At 70.3% G+C, this 18,608-nt stretch carries 20 protein-coding genes; 17 read left to right on the top strand and 3 right to left on the bottom strand.

Annotated elements, in window-relative coordinates; translation table 11 throughout:
• Positions 1-48: 48 nt before the first annotated feature.
• The 8 genes from RFN52_RS09410 to RFN52_RS09375 are packed head-to-tail and all read left to right on the top strand — an operon-like array spanning position 49 to position 6,582.
• Positions 49-771: a helix-turn-helix transcriptional regulator gene (locus RFN52_RS09410; protein WP_184844965.1), complete on the top strand. Its 723-nt coding sequence runs from the start codon at positions 49-51 to the stop codon at positions 769-771.
• Positions 768-2,189, top strand: coding sequence for a Fe-S cluster assembly protein SufB (gene sufB, locus RFN52_RS09405; protein WP_097215940.1), 1,422 nt, complete (start codon positions 768-770; stop codon positions 2,187-2,189). The genes RFN52_RS09410 and sufB overlap by 4 nt, the downstream gene beginning before the upstream one ends.
• A 54-nt stretch (positions 2,190-2,243) precedes the next feature.
• Positions 2,244-3,428, top strand: coding sequence for a Fe-S cluster assembly protein SufD (sufD, locus tag RFN52_RS09400; protein WP_184844963.1), 1,185 nt, complete (start codon positions 2,244-2,246; stop codon positions 3,426-3,428).
• Positions 3,425-3,742 (top strand): non-heme iron oxygenase ferredoxin subunit, encoded by a 318-nt coding sequence (locus RFN52_RS09395; RefSeq protein WP_184844961.1) that lies wholly within the window; start codon positions 3,425-3,427, stop codon positions 3,740-3,742. Before sufD ends, RFN52_RS09395 begins: the two co-directional genes overlap by 4 nt.
• A 7-nt stretch (positions 3,743-3,749) precedes the next feature.
• The gene (gene sufC, locus RFN52_RS09390; RefSeq protein WP_184844959.1) at positions 3,750-4,514 is read left to right on the top strand and encodes a Fe-S cluster assembly ATPase SufC; all 765 of its coding nucleotides are present in this window, start codon (positions 3,750-3,752) and stop codon (positions 4,512-4,514) included.
• A complete protein-coding gene (locus RFN52_RS09385) occupies positions 4,511-5,767 on the top strand; it encodes a cysteine desulfurase (RefSeq protein WP_184844957.1) in 1,257 nt (418 codons plus the stop codon). Before sufC ends, RFN52_RS09385 begins: the two co-directional genes overlap by 4 nt.
• A gap of 15 nt (positions 5,768-5,782) precedes the next feature.
• Positions 5,783-6,253, top strand: coding sequence for a Fe-S cluster assembly sulfur transfer protein SufU (sufU, locus tag RFN52_RS09380; protein WP_184844955.1), 471 nt, complete (start codon positions 5,783-5,785; stop codon positions 6,251-6,253).
• Positions 6,250-6,582, top strand: a complete 333-nt coding sequence (locus tag RFN52_RS09375; protein WP_028809645.1) for a metal-sulfur cluster assembly factor — start codon at positions 6,250-6,252, stop codon at positions 6,580-6,582. The genes sufU and RFN52_RS09375 overlap by 4 nt, the downstream gene beginning before the upstream one ends.
• Before the next feature lie 57 nt (positions 6,583-6,639).
• On the opposite strand, the gene RFN52_RS09370 is transcribed toward RFN52_RS09375, so the two are convergent.
• On the bottom strand, positions 6,640-7,473 hold the full coding sequence (locus tag RFN52_RS09370) for an AbfB domain-containing protein (RefSeq protein ID WP_184844953.1): 834 nt from the start codon (positions 7,471-7,473) through the stop codon (positions 6,640-6,642).
• A gap of 181 nt (positions 7,474-7,654) precedes the next feature.
• On the opposite strand from RFN52_RS09370, the gene RFN52_RS09365 reads away from it, so the two are divergent.
• The 4 genes from RFN52_RS09365 (at position 7,655) to RFN52_RS09350 (ending at position 10,378) form a co-directional block, all read left to right on the top strand.
• A complete protein-coding gene (locus RFN52_RS09365; protein ID WP_184844951.1) occupies positions 7,655-7,975 on the top strand; it encodes a DMT family transporter in 321 nt (106 codons plus the stop codon).
• The gene (locus RFN52_RS09360) at positions 7,975-8,523 is read left to right on the top strand and encodes a TetR/AcrR family transcriptional regulator (protein ID WP_184844949.1); all 549 of its coding nucleotides are present in this window, start codon (positions 7,975-7,977) and stop codon (positions 8,521-8,523) included. Before RFN52_RS09365 ends, RFN52_RS09360 begins: the two co-directional genes overlap by 1 nt.
• A 462-nt stretch (positions 8,524-8,985) precedes the next feature.
• Positions 8,986-9,975 (top strand): 2,3,4,5-tetrahydropyridine-2,6-dicarboxylate N-succinyltransferase, encoded by a 990-nt coding sequence (gene dapD / locus RFN52_RS09355; RefSeq protein ID WP_107458664.1) that lies wholly within the window; start codon positions 8,986-8,988, stop codon positions 9,973-9,975.
• A 172-nt stretch (positions 9,976-10,147) separates the two neighbouring features.
• Positions 10,148-10,378, top strand: a complete 231-nt coding sequence (locus RFN52_RS09350; protein ID WP_184844947.1) for a hypothetical protein — start codon at positions 10,148-10,150, stop codon at positions 10,376-10,378.
• 131 nt (positions 10,379-10,509) lie between these two features.
• Here the strand turns inward: RFN52_RS09350 and dapA are convergent, their stop codons facing one another.
• Positions 10,510-11,394: a 4-hydroxy-tetrahydrodipicolinate synthase gene (dapA, locus tag RFN52_RS09345; protein WP_184844945.1), complete on the bottom strand. Its 885-nt coding sequence runs from the start codon at positions 11,392-11,394 to the stop codon at positions 10,510-10,512.
• Positions 11,395-11,572: 178 nt separating this feature from the next.
• Between dapA and RFN52_RS09340 the strand changes: the two genes are divergently transcribed.
• From RFN52_RS09340 to RFN52_RS09330, 3 genes are all read left to right on the top strand, one after another.
• A complete protein-coding gene (locus RFN52_RS09340; RefSeq protein WP_184844943.1) occupies positions 11,573-11,992 on the top strand; it encodes a phage holin family protein in 420 nt (139 codons plus the stop codon).
• Positions 11,989-12,354 carry a DUF3618 domain-containing protein gene (locus tag RFN52_RS09335; protein ID WP_184844941.1) on the top strand — a complete coding sequence of 122 codons (366 nt, stop codon included), beginning with the start codon at positions 11,989-11,991 and terminating at the stop codon, positions 12,352-12,354. Before RFN52_RS09340 ends, RFN52_RS09335 begins: the two co-directional genes overlap by 4 nt.
• Positions 12,355-12,472: 118 nt before the next feature.
• A complete protein-coding gene (locus RFN52_RS09330) occupies positions 12,473-13,159 on the top strand; it encodes an antibiotic biosynthesis monooxygenase (RefSeq protein WP_184844939.1) in 687 nt (228 codons plus the stop codon).
• 57 nt (positions 13,160-13,216) lie between these two features.
• On the opposite strand, the gene RFN52_RS09325 is transcribed toward RFN52_RS09330, so the two are convergent.
• A complete protein-coding gene (locus RFN52_RS09325) occupies positions 13,217-15,046 on the bottom strand; it encodes a DUF8508 domain-containing protein (RefSeq protein ID WP_184844937.1) in 1,830 nt (609 codons plus the stop codon).
• A gap of 311 nt (positions 15,047-15,357) precedes the next feature.
• Between RFN52_RS09325 and RFN52_RS09320 the strand changes: the two genes are divergently transcribed.
• Positions 15,358-16,773: a hypothetical protein gene (locus RFN52_RS09320; RefSeq protein ID WP_184844935.1), complete on the top strand. Its 1,416-nt coding sequence runs from the start codon at positions 15,358-15,360 to the stop codon at positions 16,771-16,773.
• 153 nt (positions 16,774-16,926) lie between these two features.
• Entirely contained in the window at positions 16,927-18,375 is a 1,449-nt protein-coding gene (locus RFN52_RS09315) for an alkaline phosphatase PhoX (RefSeq protein ID WP_184844933.1), read from the top strand.
• The last annotated feature ends 233 nt before the right edge of the window (positions 18,376-18,608 follow it).

Raw genomic sequence — 18,608 nt, 5'->3', positions numbered from 1 at the left:
GGCACACGCGGCTTGCCCGGTCCGGAAGAATTACGCAACAATGGCGTTGTGAAAAACGTCGGCGAGGCACCCCACGAGGAGCTGGCGACCGGGGAGCGGTCCACCCGCAACCGGGTCGCGCGGTCCATCCTGGACCACGGGCCCTCGACCGTCGCCGAGCTCGCCGAGCGCCTTGGCCTCACCCAGGCGGCCGTACGCCGGCACCTCGACGCCCTCACGGGCGACGGTGTCGTCGAGGCGCGCGAGCAGCGGGTGTACGGCGCGCGGACCCGCGGCCGCCCGGCCAAGGTGTTCGCCCTGACGGACTGCGGCCGGGACGCCTTCGACCAGTCCTACGACAAGCTCGCGGCGGACGCCCTGCGCTGGATCGCCGACCGCGAGGGCGGCAACGAGGCGATCGCCGCGTTCGCCCGCGCCAGGATCGCCGCACAGGCGGGCGCCTACCGCCGGGCGGTCGAGACCGCCCCGCCCGAGAAGCGGACCGAAGCACTGGCCAAGGCTCTGAGTGCCGACGGGTACGCTGCTACGGCGCGCAACGCGCCCCACCCGCAGCAGGGTGAGCAGCTCTGCCAGCACCACTGCCCGGTCGCCCATGTCGCCGAGCAGTTCCCGCAGCTGTGCGAGGCGGAGACGGAATTTTTCGCCGAGCTGCTCGGTACGCACGTACAGCGGCTCGCCACCATCGCGCACGGCGACGGCGTCTGCACGACGTTCATCCCCAAGATTTCCCACAACGCATCTGCAAGCACGGCCGGGAGGAACCCCGCATGACTCTCCCCACGGAGACTGCCCACCCCGAGCTGGAGGGCCTGGGCAAGTACGAGTACGGCTGGGCCGACTCCGACACGGCCGGCGCCTCTGCCAAGCGCGGCATCAACGAGGACGTCGTCCGGGACATCTCCTCCAAGAAGAGCGAGCCGGAGTGGATGACCAAGCTCCGCCTCAAGGGCCTGCGCCTGTTCGAGAAGAAGCCCATGCCGAACTGGGGCTCCGACCTCTCCGGCATCGACTTCGACAACATCAAGTACTTCGTGCGCTCCACGGAGAAGCAGGCGGAGTCCTGGGAGGACCTGCCCGAGGACATCAAGGCCACGTACGACAAGCTCGGCATCCCCGAGGCGGAGAAGCAGCGCCTCGTCGCCGGTGTCGCCGCGCAGTACGAGTCGGAGGTCGTCTACCACCAGATCCGCGAGGACCTGGAGGAGCAGGGCGTCATCTTCCTCGACACCGACACGGCCCTGAAGGAGCACCCGGAGCTCTTCAAGGAGTACTTCGGGACCGTCATCCCCGTCGGTGACAACAAGTTCGCGTCGCTGAACTCCGCCGTGTGGTCGGGCGGCTCCTTCATCTACGTGCCGCCGGGCGTCCACGTGGAGATCCCGCTCCAGGCCTACTTCCGCATCAACACCGAGAACATGGGCCAGTTCGAGCGGACCCTGATCATCGTCGACGAGGGTGCCTACGTGCACTACGTCGAGGGCTGCACCGCCCCGATCTACAAGTCGGACTCGCTGCACTCCGCGGTCGTCGAAATCATCGTCAAGAAGAACGCCCGCTGCCGCTACACGACCATCCAGAACTGGTCGAACAACGTCTACAACCTGGTCACCAAGCGCGCCGTCGCCTACGAGGGCGCGACCATGGAGTGGATCGACGGCAACATCGGCTCCAAGGTGACGATGAAGTACCCGGCCGTCTACCTGATGGGTGAGCACGCCAAGGGCGAGACCCTGTCCATCGCCTTCGCCGGCGAGGGCCAGCACCAGGACGCCGGCTCCAAGATGGTCCACATGGCGCCGAACACGTCCTCCAACATCGTCTCGAAGTCCGTGGCGCGTGGTGGCGGCCGTACGTCCTACCGTGGCCTCGTCGAGATCGGCGAGGGTGCCCACGGCTCCAAGTCGAACGTGCTCTGCGACGCGCTGCTCGTCGACACCATCTCCCGCTCGGACACCTACCCCTACGTGGACGTCCGCGAGGACGACGTGTCCATGGGCCACGAGGCGACCGTCTCCAAGGTCTCCGAGGACCAGCTCTTCTACCTGATGAGCCGCGGCCTGAGCGAGTTCGAGGCCATGGCGATGATCGTGCGCGGCTTCGTCGAGCCCATCGCCAAGGAGCTCCCCATGGAGTACGCGCTGGAGCTCAACCGGCTGATCGAGCTGCAGATGGAGGGCGCGGTCGGCTGACCCGCCCCCTCGACAGCAGACGTCCCCCTCAGGAAAGAGAGCACTACGACAGCCATGGCTGAGGCCCAGAACATCCCCGTGGGATCCACCACCGCGGGCTCGATTGCGGTCGCCGCGGAGTCGACCGTCGCCACGCGCATGAGCGCGCCCCCCTCCTTCGACGTCGCGGATTTCCCCGTACCGCACGGCCGTGAGGAGGAGTGGCGGTTCACCCCGCTGGAGCGCCTGCGCGGCCTGCACGACGGCACCGCCGTCGCGAACGGCAACGGCGTGAAGGTCGAGGTCCAGGCCCCCGAGGGCGTCACCGTCGAGGCCGTCGGCCGCGACGACGCGCGGCTCGGCAAGGCCGGCACCCCGGCGGACCGCGTCGCCGCTCAGGCCTACTCGGCGTTCGAGAAGGCCGGAGTCGTGACCGTCCCCAAGGAAACCGTCCTCACCGAGCCCATCCGCATCGCGGTGCACGGCGAGGGCGGCACCGCCTTCGGCCACCAGGTGATCGAACTGGGTGCCTTCGCCGAGGCCGTCGTGGTCATCGACCACACCGGTGACGCGGTGCTCGCCGCCAACGTCGACTACCTCCTGGGCGACGGCGCCAAGCTCACCGTCGTCTCCGTCCAGGACTGGGACGAAAAGGCCGTCCACGTCGCTCAGCACAACGCGCTGATCGGCCGCGACGCCTCCTTCAAGTCCGTCGTCGTCACCTTCGGCGGCGACGTCGTCCGGCTGCACCCGCGCGTGCAGTACGCCGGCCCCGGCGGAGAGGCCGAGCTGTTCGGCCTGTACTTCACCGACCAGGGCCAGCACCAGGAGCACCGCCTCCTGGTCGACCACAACGTCCCGCACTGCAAGTCCAACGTCGTCTACAAGGGCGCGCTCCAGGGCGACGACGCGCACGCGGTGTGGATCGGCGACGTGCTCATCGAGGCCAAGGCCGAGGGCACGGACACGTACGAGATGAACCGCAACCTGGTCCTCACGGACGGGGCGCGCGTGGACTCCGTACCGAACCTCGAGATCGAGACCGGCGAGATCGTCGGCGCCGGCCACGCCTCGGCGACCGGCCGCTTCGACGACGAGCAGCTCTTCTACCTCATGGCCCGCGGCATCCCGGAGCACGAGGCCCGGCGCCTGGTGGTCCGCGGCTTCTTCGCCGAGCTGGTCCAGCAGATCGGCCTCCCCGACATCGAGGAGCGCCTGATCGCCAAGATCGAGGAGGAGCTGGAGGCGGCGGTCGCATGACCTTCGTACGCGTCTGTGGACTGGGCGAGCTGGAGGAGGACACCCCGAAGCGGGTGGAACTCGACGGCACGCCCGTGTCCATCGTGCAGACCGAGGGCGAGGTGTTCGCGATCCACGACATCTGCTCGCACGCGAACGTCTCCCTGTCGGAGGGCGAGGTCGACGACTGCCACATCGAGTGCTGGCTGCACGGCTCGCGCTTCGACCTCCGCTCCGGCAAGCCCGACGCCCTCCCGGCGACGCGCCCCGTCCCCGTTTACCCCGTACAGATCGATGGGGACGACGTGCTCGTCTCCCTCACCCAGGAGTCCTGAGGCATCCATGGCAACGCTTGAAATCCGAGACCTGCACGTCACCGTCGAGGCCGACAACGCCACGAAGGAGATCCTCAAGGGCGTCGACCTCACCGTGAAGCAGGGCGAGACGCACGCCATCATGGGCCCCAACGGCTCCGGCAAGTCGACCCTCGCCTACTCCCTCGCGGGTCACCCGAAGTACACGATCACCGGCGGCACCGTCACCCTCGACGGCGAGGACGTCCTGGAGATGTCCGTCGACGAGCGTGCCCGCGCCGGCCTGTTCCTCGCGATGCAGTACCCGGTCGAGGTGCCGGGTGTCTCCGTGTCGAACTTCCTGCGCACCTCCGCCACCGCCGTCCGCGGCGAGGCCCCCAAGCTGCGCACCTGGGTGAAGGAGGTCAAGGAGGCCATGGAGCGCCTCAACATGGACCCCGCCTTCGCCGAGCGCAACGTCAACGAGGGCTTCTCCGGCGGTGAGAAGAAGCGCCACGAGATCCTCCAGCTGGAGCTCCTTAGGCCGAAGATGGCGATCCTCGACGAGACCGACTCCGGTCTGGACGTCGACGCCCTGCGCGTCGTGTCCGAGGGCGTGAACCGCGTCCGCGAGACGGGCGAGGTCGGCACCCTGCTGATCACGCACTACACGCGCATCCTGCGCTACATCAAGCCCGACTTCGTCCACGTGTTCTCCGCCGGCCGGATCGTCGAGTCCGGCGGCGCCGAGCTCGCCGACAAGCTGGAGAACGAGGGCTACGAGGCATACACGAAGGGTGGCGTATCCGCGTGACACTGCTGCCGGGCCTCCTCGACACCGAGGCGATCCGCAAGGACTTCCCCATCCTGGACCGCCAGGTCCACGAAGGCCGGAAGCTCGTGTACCTGGACAACGCGGCGACCAGCCAGAAGCCGCGCCAGGTGCTGGACGCCCTGAGCGAGTACTACGAGCGCTACAACGCCAACGTCCACCGCGGTGTGCATGTGCTCGCCGAGGAGGCCACGGCGCTGTACGAGGGCGCGCGCGACAAGGTCGCGGCGTTCATCAACGCGCCCTCGCGCGACGAGGTGATCTTCACCAAGAACGCCTCGGAGTCGCTCAACCTCGTGGCGAACATGCTGGGCTGGGCCGACGAGCCCTACCGCGTGGACTCCGAGACCGAGATCGTCATCACGGAGATGGAGCACCACTCCAACATCGTTCCGTGGCAGCTGCTCGCGCAGCGCACGGGCGCGAAGCTGAAGTGGTTCGGCCTGACCGACGACGGCCGCCTCGACCTGTCGAACATCGACCAGGTCATTACGGAGAAGACGAAGATCGTCTCCTTCGTGCTGGTCTCCAACATCCTCGGCACCCAGAACCCCGTCGAGGCGATCGTGCGCCGCGCCCAGGAAGTCGGTGCGCTGGTGTGCATCGACGCCTCCCAGGCCGCGCCGCACATGCCGCTGGACGTACAGGCCCTGCAGGCCGACTTCGTGGCTTTCACCGGCCACAAGATGTGCGGCCCGACCGGCATCGGCGTCCTCTGGGGCCGCCAGGAGCTGCTGGAGGACCTGCCTCCGTTCCTCGGCGGCGGCGAGATGATCGAGACGGTGTCGATGCACTCCTCGACCTACGCCCCGGCGCCCCACAAGTTCGAGGCGGGCACGCCCCCGATCGCCCAGGCGGTCGGACTCGGTGCCGCGATCGACTACCTCGACTCGATCGGCATGGACAAGATCCTCGCCCACGAGCACGCGCTCACCGAGTACGCGGTCAAGCGGCTGCTGGAGGTCCCCGACCTGCGGATCATCGGCCCGACCACGGCCGAGGAGCGGGGCGCGGCGATCAGCTTCACCCTCGGGGACATCCACCCGCACGACGTGGGCCAGGTCCTCGACGAGCAGGGCATCGCGGTCCGGGTCGGCCACCACTGCGCACGGCCGGTCTGCCTGCGCTACGGAATTCCTGCGACCACGCGAGCGTCGTTCTATCTGTACTCCACGCCGGCCGAGATCGACGCGCTGGTCGACGGCCTGGAGCACGTACGGAACTTCTTCGGCTGAGGGGCGTGCTAGACGGTGAAACTGGACTCCATGTACCAGGAAGTCATCCTGGACCACTACAAGAACCCGCACGGGCGGGGCTTGCGGGATGGCGACGCCGAGGTGCACCACGTCAACCCGACGTGCGGTGACGAGATCACACTGCGCGTGAAGTACGACGGCACCACGATCGAGGACGTCTCGTACGAAGGCCAGGGCTGTTCGATCAGCCAGGCGAGCGCGTCCGTACTGAACGAACTCCTCGTCGGCAAGGACCTCTCCGACGCGCGGAAGATCCAGGAGACCTTCCTGGAGCTGATGCAGTCCAAGGGGAAGCTCGAACCCGACGACGCGATGGAGGAGATCCTGGAGGACGCGGTCGCGTTCGCCGGGGTGTCCAAGTACCCGGCCCGGGTGAAGTGCGCCCTGCTGAGCTGGATGGCCTGGAAGGACGCGACGGCCCAGGTACTGGGCGGAGCCGACGCCGAGAAGGAGACGACGGCATGAGCGAGACCGTTGAGATGAAGCCGGCCTCGGAGGAAGAGGTCCGTGAGGCGCTGTACGACGTGGTCGACCCCGAGCTGGGCATCGACGTCGTCAACCTCGGCCTGATCTACGGCATCCACATCGACGACGCGAACATCGCGACGCTCGACATGACCCTGACGTCGGCGGCCTGCCCGCTGACGGACGTCATCGAGGACCAGGCGAAGTCCGCCACGGACGGTCTCGTGAGCGAGCTGCGCATCAACTGGGTCTGGATGCCGCCGTGGGGCCCCGACAAGATCACGGACGACGGGCGCGAGCAGCTTCGGGCTCTCGGCTTCAACGTCTGAGATCCGCTGAAGCGGCTGAGGGCGGCACCCCGTACGGGGTGCCGCCCTCACGCATGCTCAGTCCAGCCCGGACACGATCTGGAACGACGCGTCCCCGTAGTACTGGTGACTGTTCTCGAAGGGGTCCAGGCGGAGCTGGAAGTTGCGGTGGCGCAGGAAGCGGCCCGGGTAGTTGACCGACTCCAGAGTGAGCGTTCCCGAGCGGGGCCAGACGCGGGGGCAGAACGTGGCGTCCTGGCGGAAGAGGGACGATCCGTCGTTGCTGTTCGCGACCAGGACGAAGCTGCGGTGGCGGAGGTAGCGGCCGTCCGCGGTGGTGAAGGAGTAGCAGGAGGAGTCGGAGAGGCCGGCGACGCGCTGGAAGGTGGCGTCCTCGCGCTGCTCGGGGCCCGATCCGATCCGGTCGAGGCGCACATAGCCGTCGCGCACCCGCCAGTAGCGGTCGGAGAAGTTGACCGAGCGTATGGATATGCCGTGGGAGGACGGGGGCTTCGGGCTCTTCGTCGGGGAAGGGGACGTCTTCGGCGGCTTCGGGGCCTTCTTTGTGGGCTTCGGACTCGGGGAGGTGGTGGGAGCGCTGCTGGTGGGGGTGGGGGACGGGCCGGGGCGGTCCGCGCCGGCCTTCTCGGCGCCGCCCTCGGACGGGGTCGCGAAGGAGATCAGGCCGCCCGGGGCCGAGCTGCTGAGGGTGGTCGGCTCCGCCGCCCGGTTCTCCTGCTCGCCGGACTCCTGGTCCATCACGGTGACGGCCGTGACGCACGCGGTGATCGTGGCCAGGGCCAGCGCGCCCGCCAGCCAGAGCCGTCGCGTGCCCGGTGCCCGGGTGGTGTCCGGGGCCCAGCCGCTCTCCCAGGGGCGGTCCTGCGGCGGCCGGGACTTCTGTTCTGACATGCGCTGTTCCTCCGGCGGGGCACCCTTGACGGCGGCGCAGTTGTGGTGGCCCGGTGTGTGATCGGTGGACACCGTAGTGGACTGGTGGGGCGCCTGTGGCGCATTTGGTGAGAGCGGTTTCTCACCGATATCCAGGCCGCCGTTATGTACAGGTGTACAGGTGTTGTGTACGCTCGTACACATGGGTTATCTGCTGCTGGGCGGGGCCATAGCCGCCGAAGTGGGCGCGACCACCGCCATGAAGTACAGCGACGGGTTCAGCAGGCTCGGGCCGTCGCTGCTCACGCTCGTCGGCTACGTCCTCTCCTTCGGGCTGCTCGCGCAGACCCTGAAGACCGTGTCGGTCGGCACGGCCTACGCGATCTGGGCCGGGGTCGGCACCGCCGCCATCGCCACCATCGGGATCGTCTTCATGGGTGAGGGCATGACCGTCGCCAAGGCCGCCGGGATCGCGCTGATCATCGTCGGGGTCGTGGTGCTGAACCTGGGAGGTGCGCACTGATGCCCCGGCGCCACGACCCCGAGCGGCGGCAGCGGATCATCGACGCGGCGATCCGGGTCGTCGGCTCCAAGGGCATCGCCGGACTGAGCCACCGCAGCGTCGCCGCCGAGGCGGACGTGCCGCTCGGCTCCACGACGTACCACTTCCGGACCCTCGACGAGCTGATGGTCGCCGCGCTGCGGCAGACCAACGAGGGTTTCGCCAAGATGGTCGCCTCGTGCGGCGGTCTGGAGGACCCCCGGACCGATCTGGCCGCCGAACTCGCCGGATGGATCGGGGAGTGGCTCTCCGGTGACCGTACGGGTGTGGAGCTGGAGTACGAGCTGTACCTGGCCGCCCTGCGCCGGCCCGCCCTGCGACCCGTCGCCGCGGAGTGGGCCGAGGGGGTAGCCGACTTGCTGTCCCCGCGTACGGATCCCGTCACCGCACGGGCGCTGGTGGCGGTCGTCGACGGCATCTGCCTGCAGGTGCTGCTGACGGGCGTGCCGTACGACGAGGGGTACGCACGGGAGGTGCTGGCGCGGGTGCTCGCGGGGGCGGCTGGGTGATGCCGGGGGCTTCAGCGAGCGGGCGTGCGGGACGGGGCTCCCTGGCCGGGGTCTGCGCGGCGGGGCGTCTGTCAGGGAGTCGTCCTGGGCGGGGCGGTGGGGAGAAGCGTCCGTGGGACGGGATCTGTCCGGCGGGTGTCATGAGGACGCTGTCCGCGGGGCCTGTATGGCCGGTCCTGGCCGGCGATGGCGGCGGCCGAGGCCCTGGCCCGGTGCGTCGGTCCGGCCCGCCGGGCGGAGCGCGCGGATCGGCCCGGCCGAGGCGGTGCAGCCGGGTCGGGGAGCGGTCCGGCCGGGCAGTTGGACGGGCGCGGCGCGTTCGGGGGAGCGTTCGTAGGGAGTCGTCCGTACGCGGGTGTCCGTGCTGCTGAGGGGCGTCATGGGGGAGTGGATACCGCCCGTCCCGTGAGACGGCCCCGCACGGGTTCGCATCCATCGGCGTCCGCCGGTTAGGTTGCCCTCATGACCGACACGACTGCTCCTCGCACCACCGGCGCCGTGGCCGCCGGCCTCGCCACGATCGCCGCCGACGGCACCGTTCTCGACACCTGGTTCCCCGCGCCCGAGCTGGCCGACCAGCCCGGCCCGTCCGGCACCGAGCGGCTGTCCGCCGAGCGTGCCGCGGAGCTGCTCGGCGGTGGCGCGACCGCGGCGATCGGCCCGGACGCCCGCCGGGGCGTCGAGGTGGTCGCGGTCCGCACGGTCATCGCCTCGCTCGACGAGAAGCCGATCGACGCGCACGACGCCTACCTGCGCCTGCACCTGCTCTCCCACCGCCTGGTCAAGCCGCACGGCCAGAGCCTGGACGGCATCTTCGGCTTCCTCGCCAACGTCGCCTGGACCTCGCTCGGCCCGGTCGCCGTCGACGACCTGGAGAAGGTGCGGCTCAACGCCCGCGCCGAGGGCCTGCACCTCCAGGTGACCTCCGTGGACAAGTTCCCGCGCATGACGGACTACGTGGCTCCCAAGGGCGTCCGGATCGCCGACGCCGACCGGGTCCGCCTCGGCGCCCACCTCGCCGAGGGCACCACCGTCATGCACGAGGGCTTCGTCAACTTCAACGCCGGCACGCTCGGCACCTCGATGGTCGAGGGCCGCATCTCCGCCGGTGTCGTGATCGGCGACGGCTCGGACATCGGCGGCGGCGCCTCCACGATGGGCACCCTCTCCGGCGGCGGCAACGTCATCATCTCCGTCGGCGAGCGCTGCCTGATCGGCGCCGAGGCGGGCGTCGGCATCGCCCTGGGCGACGAGTGCGTCGTCGAGGCCGGCCTCTACGTCACCGCCGGCACCCGTGTCACCATGCCCGACGGGCAGATCATCAAGGCACGCGAGCTGTCCGGCGCCTCCAACATCCTCTTCCGCCGCAACTCGGTCAGCGGCACGGTCGAGGCCCGGCCGAACAACGCGGTGTGGGGCGGGCTGAACGAGATCCTCCACAGCCACAACTGACGGTCCCGCGCCGGGCCCGTACGGTCCGCACGTCACGGCCTGTGCGTCCCGTGCGTCACGGCCCGTGTGTCCCGTACGGATGACCCGGCGTGACCTCGTGGTGGTTTTGGCAGATGAACGGGTGGACGCAGTGTCCGATCAGACGCCGAACCGACGAAACGAGGACCGGGACATGAGGAACGAGCGGGGGCGGACCGCCGCGCGCAGGGTGGCCGGGGTGGCCGCGACGCTGGCGGTGTGCTGGCTGCCGGCGGGCGCCGCGCACGCCGACGAGACCAACACGGACTCCCACAACGGCCACCGGGTCGGTCTGATCAACGTCAACGTCGGTCAGGTCGACGACCCCGCGGAGGACGTGCTGGAGCACACGCTGCTCTTCGGTGACGGGTACGCCTGGAACTGAACCGGCAGAGAAGACGGGACGGCCCGCACCGCAGGTGACTGCGGTGCGGGCCGTCCCGTCTTCTCGTTGCCGGTGAGAAGTTCTACGACGTCACCGGCACGGAGTCGCCGCGCCGGAGCCGGAAGTGGTGATCAGGCCTCGGAGAGGTCCGCGTGGAGCGACAGCAGGGTGTCGGCCGTGGCCGGGTCGGCGGCCCGGAGCGGCGCGCGGACCGGGCCTGCGGGGAGGGCCAGGGCGTTCAGGAGCGCCTTGACCGTGACGGTGCCCGGCAGGTCCGCCGACATGACCGCCTCGATCAGCGGGGTGGCCCGCTGCTGGAGGCGGGCCGCCCGGGCGGTGTCGCCCGCGTCGAACGCGTCCAGGACGGCTCGCAGCCGCTCCGGGACCACGTTGGCGACCGTGCTGACGTAGCCGGAGCCGCCTACGGCGTACAGCGCGAGGTTGTGCTCGTCGCAGCCCGCGTAGTACGCCAGGTCCGTGCGGGCCAGCACCTTCTGGGCAGCCAGGAAGTCGTTCGAGCAGTCCTTGACCGCGACGATGCCGGGGTGGTCGGCGAGACGCAGAATCGTCTCCGGGGCGATGCGCGTGCCGGTGCGGGCCGGGACGTCGTAGACCATGAGGGGGAGCCCGGTGGCGTCCGCGACCTCACGGAAGTGGGCCTCGATCGCGTCCTGCGGGGGGCGGCTGTAGTACGGCGACACCACCAACAGGCCGTCCGCGCCCGCCTTTTCCGCCTCTCGGGCCAGTTCGGTGGTGTGGCGGGTGTCGGGGGTGCCGATGCCCGCGACGATCCGTGCCCGGCCGCCCACGGCCTCGCGGACGGCTGCGATGAGGGCCGACTTCTCGGCGTCCGTGGTGGTGGGGGACTCGCCCGTCGTGCCGGACAGGACGAGGCCGTCGCAGCCGTGGCCGACCAGGTGGGCGGCGAGGAGCTGGGCGCCGTCGAGGTCGAGGGTTCCGGAGGCGGTGAACGGGGTGATCATCGCGCAGAGGGTGCGGCCGAAGGGTGTGGTCATGAAGGTAGTGTCGGCCTGACATCTGTGTAGCTCCACTTAATTCCTCTACCCGATGTCGTTAAGTGTTGCTACGGAGTCCGGTGGAGCGGCCGACCACCGGGCCCCGCCGTCCCGCACGGCGTAGCCGGTGTGCGGGCGGGTACTCGGGGGTTCCTACTTCGAGAGGAGGCGGAACACCGTGACCGGAACCATGGATCATCGGGTCGTGCACGACGAGCACCACTCCGTGGGCGAGCTCGTCAATCAGGCCGCCGAGCAGGCCTCCCGGCTCGTGCGGCAGGAAGTGGCGCTCGCGAAGGAAGAGCTGGCCGAGAAGGGGCGGCGGGCGGGGCGGGGCGGCGGGCTGCTCGGGGCGGCGGGAGCCGTCGCGTACGCCGGGTTCCTCGCGCTGGCCGGTACGGGTGCCGCCGCGCTCTCGCTGGTGCTGCCCGTGTGGGCCGCCGCGCTGATCGTGACGGGGGTGCTGTTCGTGATCGCGGCCGTGCTGGCGGCCGTCGGGCGGGGGCAGCTGCGACGGGCCGCGCCCCCCACGCCTGAGGAGGCCATCGGCAGCGTCAAGGCGGACGTCGAGGAGATCAAGGGAAGGGCGCATCGATGACGAAGCCGACGGGTGGGGCCAAGGGGCCCGACGAGCTGCGGCGGCAGATCGAGCAGACGCGGAGCGAACTCGGGAACACGGTGGAGGAGTTGGCCGGGAAGGCCGATGTGAAGGGGCGTGCGCTGGCCCGGGCCGCCGATCTCCGGGACAAGGCCGGAGCGGTGACGGTGCAGTTGCGCAGCAGTGCGGCACAGGCGGGGCAGGCCGTCCAGGACCGGGCGGCGCACGCGGGGCCCGGTCCGGTACGGACGGTCGTGCAGGCCGGGATGCGCCATCCGCGGCCGGTGCTCATGGCCGGGGCGGCCGCGGGCGTGGTGGCCGTCGGCGTGCTGCGGTGGAGGCACGTGCACGGGCATCACTGAGCGGCGGGACGTGTGAACGCCCGGGGGTGCCGGGCTGCCGAACCCCCTTGACCTCATGTTTGGTCGAGGTTGAACAGTGGGGTGTGCAGGCAGTCGGCACCCACCATTGGAGCGTTCCATGAGCCGTCGGACCGAACAGCACCCCGACCCCACCGACCCCCGGATCGGTGCTCCCTTCTTCAGCACCTGGCGCCTGGGAACCCCCGAGCGGCAGCGGCAGGCCGTGGAGGCGATCGGGCGGACGTGGGAGGGGCGGCCCTGGCCGACCGCCGAACTGCTGGGCTACCACGTGTACGCCGGGCAGGACGGATCCACGCTGATGCACTACTCGCAGTGGAGCAGCGGGCAGGCCTTCGACGCGTTCGTGAAGGTCCACCGGCAGGAGCGCGTCGACGAGATCGACACCGCCGTGCCGGGGATCGAGCGGGTCGAACTCACGCGCTACCGGCGGTACCGCAGCCGGGAGCGGGCCGTGGGGGACACGCGGGTCCCCGGGCTCGTCGTCACCGTGCGGGTCGATTTCGAGGCGGGAGCCGAGGGGCGCCGCGAGGAGTGGGCCGACCTGGTGCTGAAGGCCGTCGAGGACGACCCTGAGGGGCATGTGGGGTTGCTGTCCGCTCACTTCCACATGAGCGCGGACGGCGGGCACGTGCTGAACTACGCCGAGTGGGAGAGCGCCGAGGCGTACGACCGGGCGCTGGCCGCACCGCAGACCGACGCGTGGGAGCGGGTGCGGACGTACCCGGGGATGTCGGGGGCCACCGGCAGCCGGTACGTGCACGCTCTGGGGCTGCACCCCGGGTGAGGGGGAGTAAGGGACCGTGGGGCCGGCCGGACGCAAGGTCCGGCCGGCCCCGGCCGCTTACGGGCGGAACCGCAGGATCTGCGGGTCGTGGTCGCTGATCTGGTCGTGGAACTCCGCGTTGACGTGCACGCTGTCGTACTCGAAGTCGCAGTCGCGGCGGATCGACGGGCTGATCAGGATCTGGTCGAGGACCTGGCTGTTGCCCTGGTAGACGTACGAGTAACGCTCGCTGCGCGGGAGCGACTTGATCGCCGACCACAGCTCGCCGCGGCCCTCCAGGAGCTTCGTGGTCTGCGAGAACTCGAAGTCGTTGATGTCGCCCAGCGTGATGACGTCCGCGTTCTTCTGGGTGTCGAGGATGTCCTTGACGAAGGCGTTCACCAGGGTGGCCTGCTGGTGGCGCTGCGTCTCGGAGCTGCGCGACGGCGGCTGGTACTGGGCGGTCAGACCCTGGTCGCCGCCCTTGGAGTTGAAGTGGTTGGCGATCACGAACACCGAGCGGCCACGGAAGACGAACTCGCCGGCCAGCGGCTTGCGGCTGTTCTTCCAGGCCTCGTCGGCGGGGGCGATACGGCCCGGGCTGAGTGTCAGGTGCGCCTTGCCGCGGATCTTCGTCACGTCGGTGGCCGTCGTGGCGTCGCCGCCCGCACGGTCCGCGAAGGAGACCCGCTCCGGGTTGAACAGGAACGCCTGGCGGATGTTGCCGCCCGGCTCGCCGCCGTCGCTGCCGTCGGCCGGGTCGATCGCGCGCCAGTCGTACTTCGGGCCGCCGGCCGCGACGATCGCGTCGACCAGCTTGGTCAGCGTCTGGTCGGCGGCGACCGTGCCGTCGTTCTTCGCGCCGTTGTTGTCCTGGATCTCCTCCAGGGACACGATGTCAGGCGACTTCAGGTTGTTCACGATCGCCGCGGCGTGGGCGGCGAACGTGCCGTCGGACGGGTCGAGGTTCTCGACGTTGTAGGTGGCGACCGCCAGTTCGGAGGAGCGCTGCTTCCGGGTCGTCTCCCGCTCCAGGCCCGCGCTCTTCAGCGTGCCCAGTTCGCTCGCGACCAGGGTGTAGCCGCCGAACTGGTTGTAGTCCAGGGGGCCCGCGGTGCTGCCCGTGAGGGTGTCGCCCACATTCGCCTTCGGGAAGTCCGCCGTCGCGCCGAGGGACTGGATCTGGAGGCGGCCCGAGTTCTGGTCGTCGTAGGCGCCGTAGACCGTGCCGCCGTGGCGGTTGCGGTTCTCGTGCGGCTTCACCGTCACCCACAGCTCGGTGTACGGGTCGGTGGCGCCGACGACGCGGGTGTCGGTGACCCGGACGGACATGCCCTCCAGCGCCTCGTAGTGGTCCAGGGCGTACTTCGAGGGCTTCAGGGGGAGCGCGTTGACCGAGCCGCCCGCGGCGGTGTCGCCGGCGGGTGCGTAGGCGGCGGGGACCGAGCGGGAGGTGATCGCCGTGGCGGCGGGAAGCGTGTTGCCGCTGGAGACGACCGTGGTCGTCGGCTTGGTGATCTCCGTCACCGACTGGTTGCCGGAGGTCGCTCCGCCGGGGACGTACTCCGTGACGGTGCCGCTGACCGTGACGGCGTCACCTACGGCGACCCCCTTCGGCGCGGAGCTGGTGAAGACGAAGACGCCCTCGCTGGTCGCCGGGTCGGCGTCCGCGTTCGGGTCTTGGATCCAGAAGCCGCGGGACGAGCCGTAGGTCCGGATGCCGGTGACGATTCCGGCCACGTCCGTGACCTGCTTGCCTGCGTAAGGGGATATCCGGGTGCTGCCCTGGATGTCGTGGATGCGCACCGACTCCGCGTGCGCGGGGCTGGTGAGGACGATCGTGGATGCCGCGGAGCACGCGGCGGCGACGGTGAGCGCGGCGAGACGCGCGGACGACTTGCTCGGCAACGGGGTTCCCTCCGGGGACGTGACAGGGCGCCGGGACGAGGGCGGAAAGGTTGAATGGCTGACTGCCGCTACCTGTGGGGTGGATGCGGTGACGCGCGTAGAGCGCGGTGGACGGGTGGACCTGGTGGGGCCGGCCCGGTGAACAAGTGTCCGCCGACTTCTACGCGCGTCAATCTCCAGCCTGCTCACGCCACTTGTCAAGGTTTCGGCCATGTACGGCAGCCGACGGGGAGATGAAGTGGGCGGCATGGGTGGAAATCCGTCTAGGCTGAGCGGTTGAGTCACCTGAGGCGCGCTAGGAGAAACAGCCGATGTCAGACAGCTCCCCCCTGCCGCCGGTGCGGCTGCACACCGAAGCGGAGCTGGCGCGCGACGCGCTGTCCACACCGTTGCTGTCCCGGGCCGCCCGGCTCGCCCGCTGGGCCGGGCCGGACACCCGAGTCGACGCCGGAGGGGGGCTCGTCGACGACCAGCTGCCCGCGGCCGTCGAGGCACTCGGGCTGAGCGGGGACGACGCCGCCGCCGACGCGAGCGAGGCGTGGCGGGTCGCCGTGGACGCCGGGCTCGTCGAGGTCGTCGACGAGGACGAGGGCACCGTGACGGCCGGAGCGGACCTGGCCCTGCTCACCGGTGGCTCGCCGCAGGACGTGCTCGCCGTGTGGCTCTCCGCCGTGGAGACCGTCCTCGCCGACGCGAGCGTGCCCGACCTGGACGGCCTCGTGGACGAGGAGGGCGAGGTCGACCTCTCCGCTCTCGACTGGGACCCCGCGGGCGAGGCCGAGTTCCTCGACGGCGTGCTCGGCAACCTCTATCTGCTGACCGCCGGTGAGGACACGCCCGGCGCCCCGGTGCCGCTGCCGGCGCTGGCCGCCTCGGTGATCGTGCCCAGCGACATGAGCGAGCCCACCAACGACGTCCTGGAGCAGGTCTCCGACGCGATGATGCGGCTGGACGACCAGTTCCGGATGCTGGAGCCGGTGGGATTCGTCGCGTACCAGCCCGTCGACGAGGCGCTCATGGCCGACGCCGACGAGGAACCCGCCGCACCCGTCGACGACACGGACGTCTCCCGCTACGGCATGGTCCGGCTCACCCCGCTCGGGCTGTACGGCATGCGCGCGCGGCTGATGGAGGCAGGCTACGAGGCGCCCGCCGTCGGCGACCTCGCGGACAAGGGGGCCGACGCACTGCTCGACGGCACGGCGGAGTTCCCGCCGGGCGCGGCCCAGGCCGAGACCGAGCAGTGGCTCCAGCGGCGCGAATCACTCGCGGCGGCCCGGGAGTTGCTCGCGGCGGCCCGGGGCTCGGATGCCGGGGCGCCGCTGCGGCGGCTGCGGTGCCAGCAGGCCCTGTCGCTCGTCGGCGCCTCGGCCGAACCCGCCTTGCGGGAGGTGCTCGACGACGCCGAGCTGGGCGGGCTCGCCCGCGTCTGGCTGACCGAGCACGGGGCCGCGGACGTGCCCGCGCCGTCCGAGGCGATGGTGTACTGGCTGACCATCGACACGGTCGCCGCCCAGCTCTCGGCGGAGGGGAACTCCGAGGAGCTGCGGGCGCTGGTGGAGGGGCTCGCGCGGCAGCACGGCGGCTTCTTCGACGCCGTGTGGCGCGTCGATCACCCGGCCACGGCCGATGTGCTGGAGGCCATGGGGCGGTTGCATCCCGACAAGAAGGTGGCGAAGGAAGCGCGGAAGGCGGCGTTCAAGGCGCGATCCCAACAGGGGGGATGATCCCGGTTCGCGGGCGCGGCGCCGTCTCGGCTTGTCGCGCAGTTCCCCGCGCCTCCAGGGTGTTGTTCAACCGGCGTTCACGGATGAGCGGGACGGTTTCGCCGAACGAGGTCCGCCACCTCCCACGGCACTCTCACCGTCACAGGAGACACCATGTCGCTCACCCGCAGGGACTTCGCCAGAACCTCCGCGATCACCGGTGCCGGTGTCGCGCTGGCGGGCAGTGTCGGCGCCCTCGCCACCGCGCCGAACGCCCTCGCGTCCTACGACACCGACAGCGCGGGCGACGAGGCGGCGGACGCCCGGCACGGAGTCGGCTACGGCCCGCTGGTCCCCGACCCCAAGGGCATCCTCGCCCTGCCCGCCGGCTTCACGTACAGGATCATCACCTACAGCGGCAGGACGAAGCTGGAGTCCGGTGAGTTCACGCCGTCCAACCACGACGGCACCGCCACCTTCGACGGCCCCCGCGGCACCACCCTGCTCGTCAACAACCACGAGCTGAAGGGCCCGCGCGCCAACTGGACGTACCCGGTACCCCTCATCGAGGGCCTCGTCTACGACCCGGCCGCGGCCGGCGGCTGCACGGTCGTGGAGATACGCCCCGACGGACGGGTCGCGGAGTGGGTGGGCATCGCCGGCACCTCCACCAACTGCGCCGGCGGCAGCACGCCCTGGGGCACCTGGCTGACCTGCGAGGAGAACTCCGACAAGGCCGGCGTCAACGGCATGACCAAGGACCACGGCTACGTCTTCGAGGTCGACCCCTGCGACCGGCGCGCCAACCGCGCCCCCAAGCCGCTGAAGTTCTTCGGCCGCTACGACCACGAGGCCGTCGTCATCGACCCCCGGCGCGGCCACGCCTACCTCACCGAGGACGCCTCCGGCCCCAACGGCCTCTTCTTCCGCTGGACCCCGCCCAAGGGCTTCGAGTACGGCCCCGGGAAGTTCCGCAAGCTCGCCGACGACGCCGGTGTCCTCCAGGCCCCCAAGTGCTTCGACTCCGGCGGCACGTTCGTCGACGACCTGTCCCGTGCCACGAAGACCGGCACCGTCTACGGCGTCGACTGGGTGGACGTCCCCGACCGCGACGCCCGCACCACCCCCGTGCGCAAGCAGTTCACCGACGGCGAGGTCACCCGCGCCCGCAAGCTGGAGGGCATGTGGTGGGGCGACGGCGGCGCCTACATCGTCTCCTCCTACGCCCGTGCCGAGAGCCCCGTCCAGCACGACGGCCAGGTCTGGTTCTACGACCCCAAGCGGCGCACGCTGACCCTCAAGGTCCTGCTCGGTGTGAACCCCGACCCGTCGAAGGACGGCGCGTTCGACGGCCCCGACAACATCACCGTCTCCCCGTACGGCGGCATCGTGCTGGCCGAGGACGGCGAGGGCGTCTCGCACCTCTTCGGCGCCACCGAGAGCGGCCGTACGTACCCGATCGCCCGGAACGACCTGAACGTCGGCACCGAAGAGGAGCCGGAGTACAGCGAGTTCGCCGGGGTCACCTTCTCGCCCGACGGCAAGACCCTCTACGCCAACATCCAGGACCCGGGCATCCTGCTCGCCATCACCGGTCCCTGGAAGCGGCAGAAGCGGTCATAAATTCGCTCGCAGTTCCGGAGTTGCGCCTCCTACAGTGAGATCACAACGTCACGCACCTCCCGGTGCGATGGCAGCGGCTACTTCTCTTCCAAAGAATCCGACGCCGCCGCCGACTTGATCTCGGGAGGCGCAGCATGTGGTGGGTGCCCGGTGCGAAGGCAACGGTTACTTCCTGGATCGGACGGTTGCGGGTTCGAGTCCCGTCAGCGACTTCGGGTCGCTGTAGCTCAATG

Source organism: Streptomyces collinus, from assembly GCF_031348265.1.
Classification (GTDB): domain Bacteria; phylum Actinomycetota; class Actinomycetes; order Streptomycetales; family Streptomycetaceae; genus Streptomyces; species Streptomyces collinus.
This window is presented reverse-complemented; position numbering and strand designations above follow the sequence as displayed.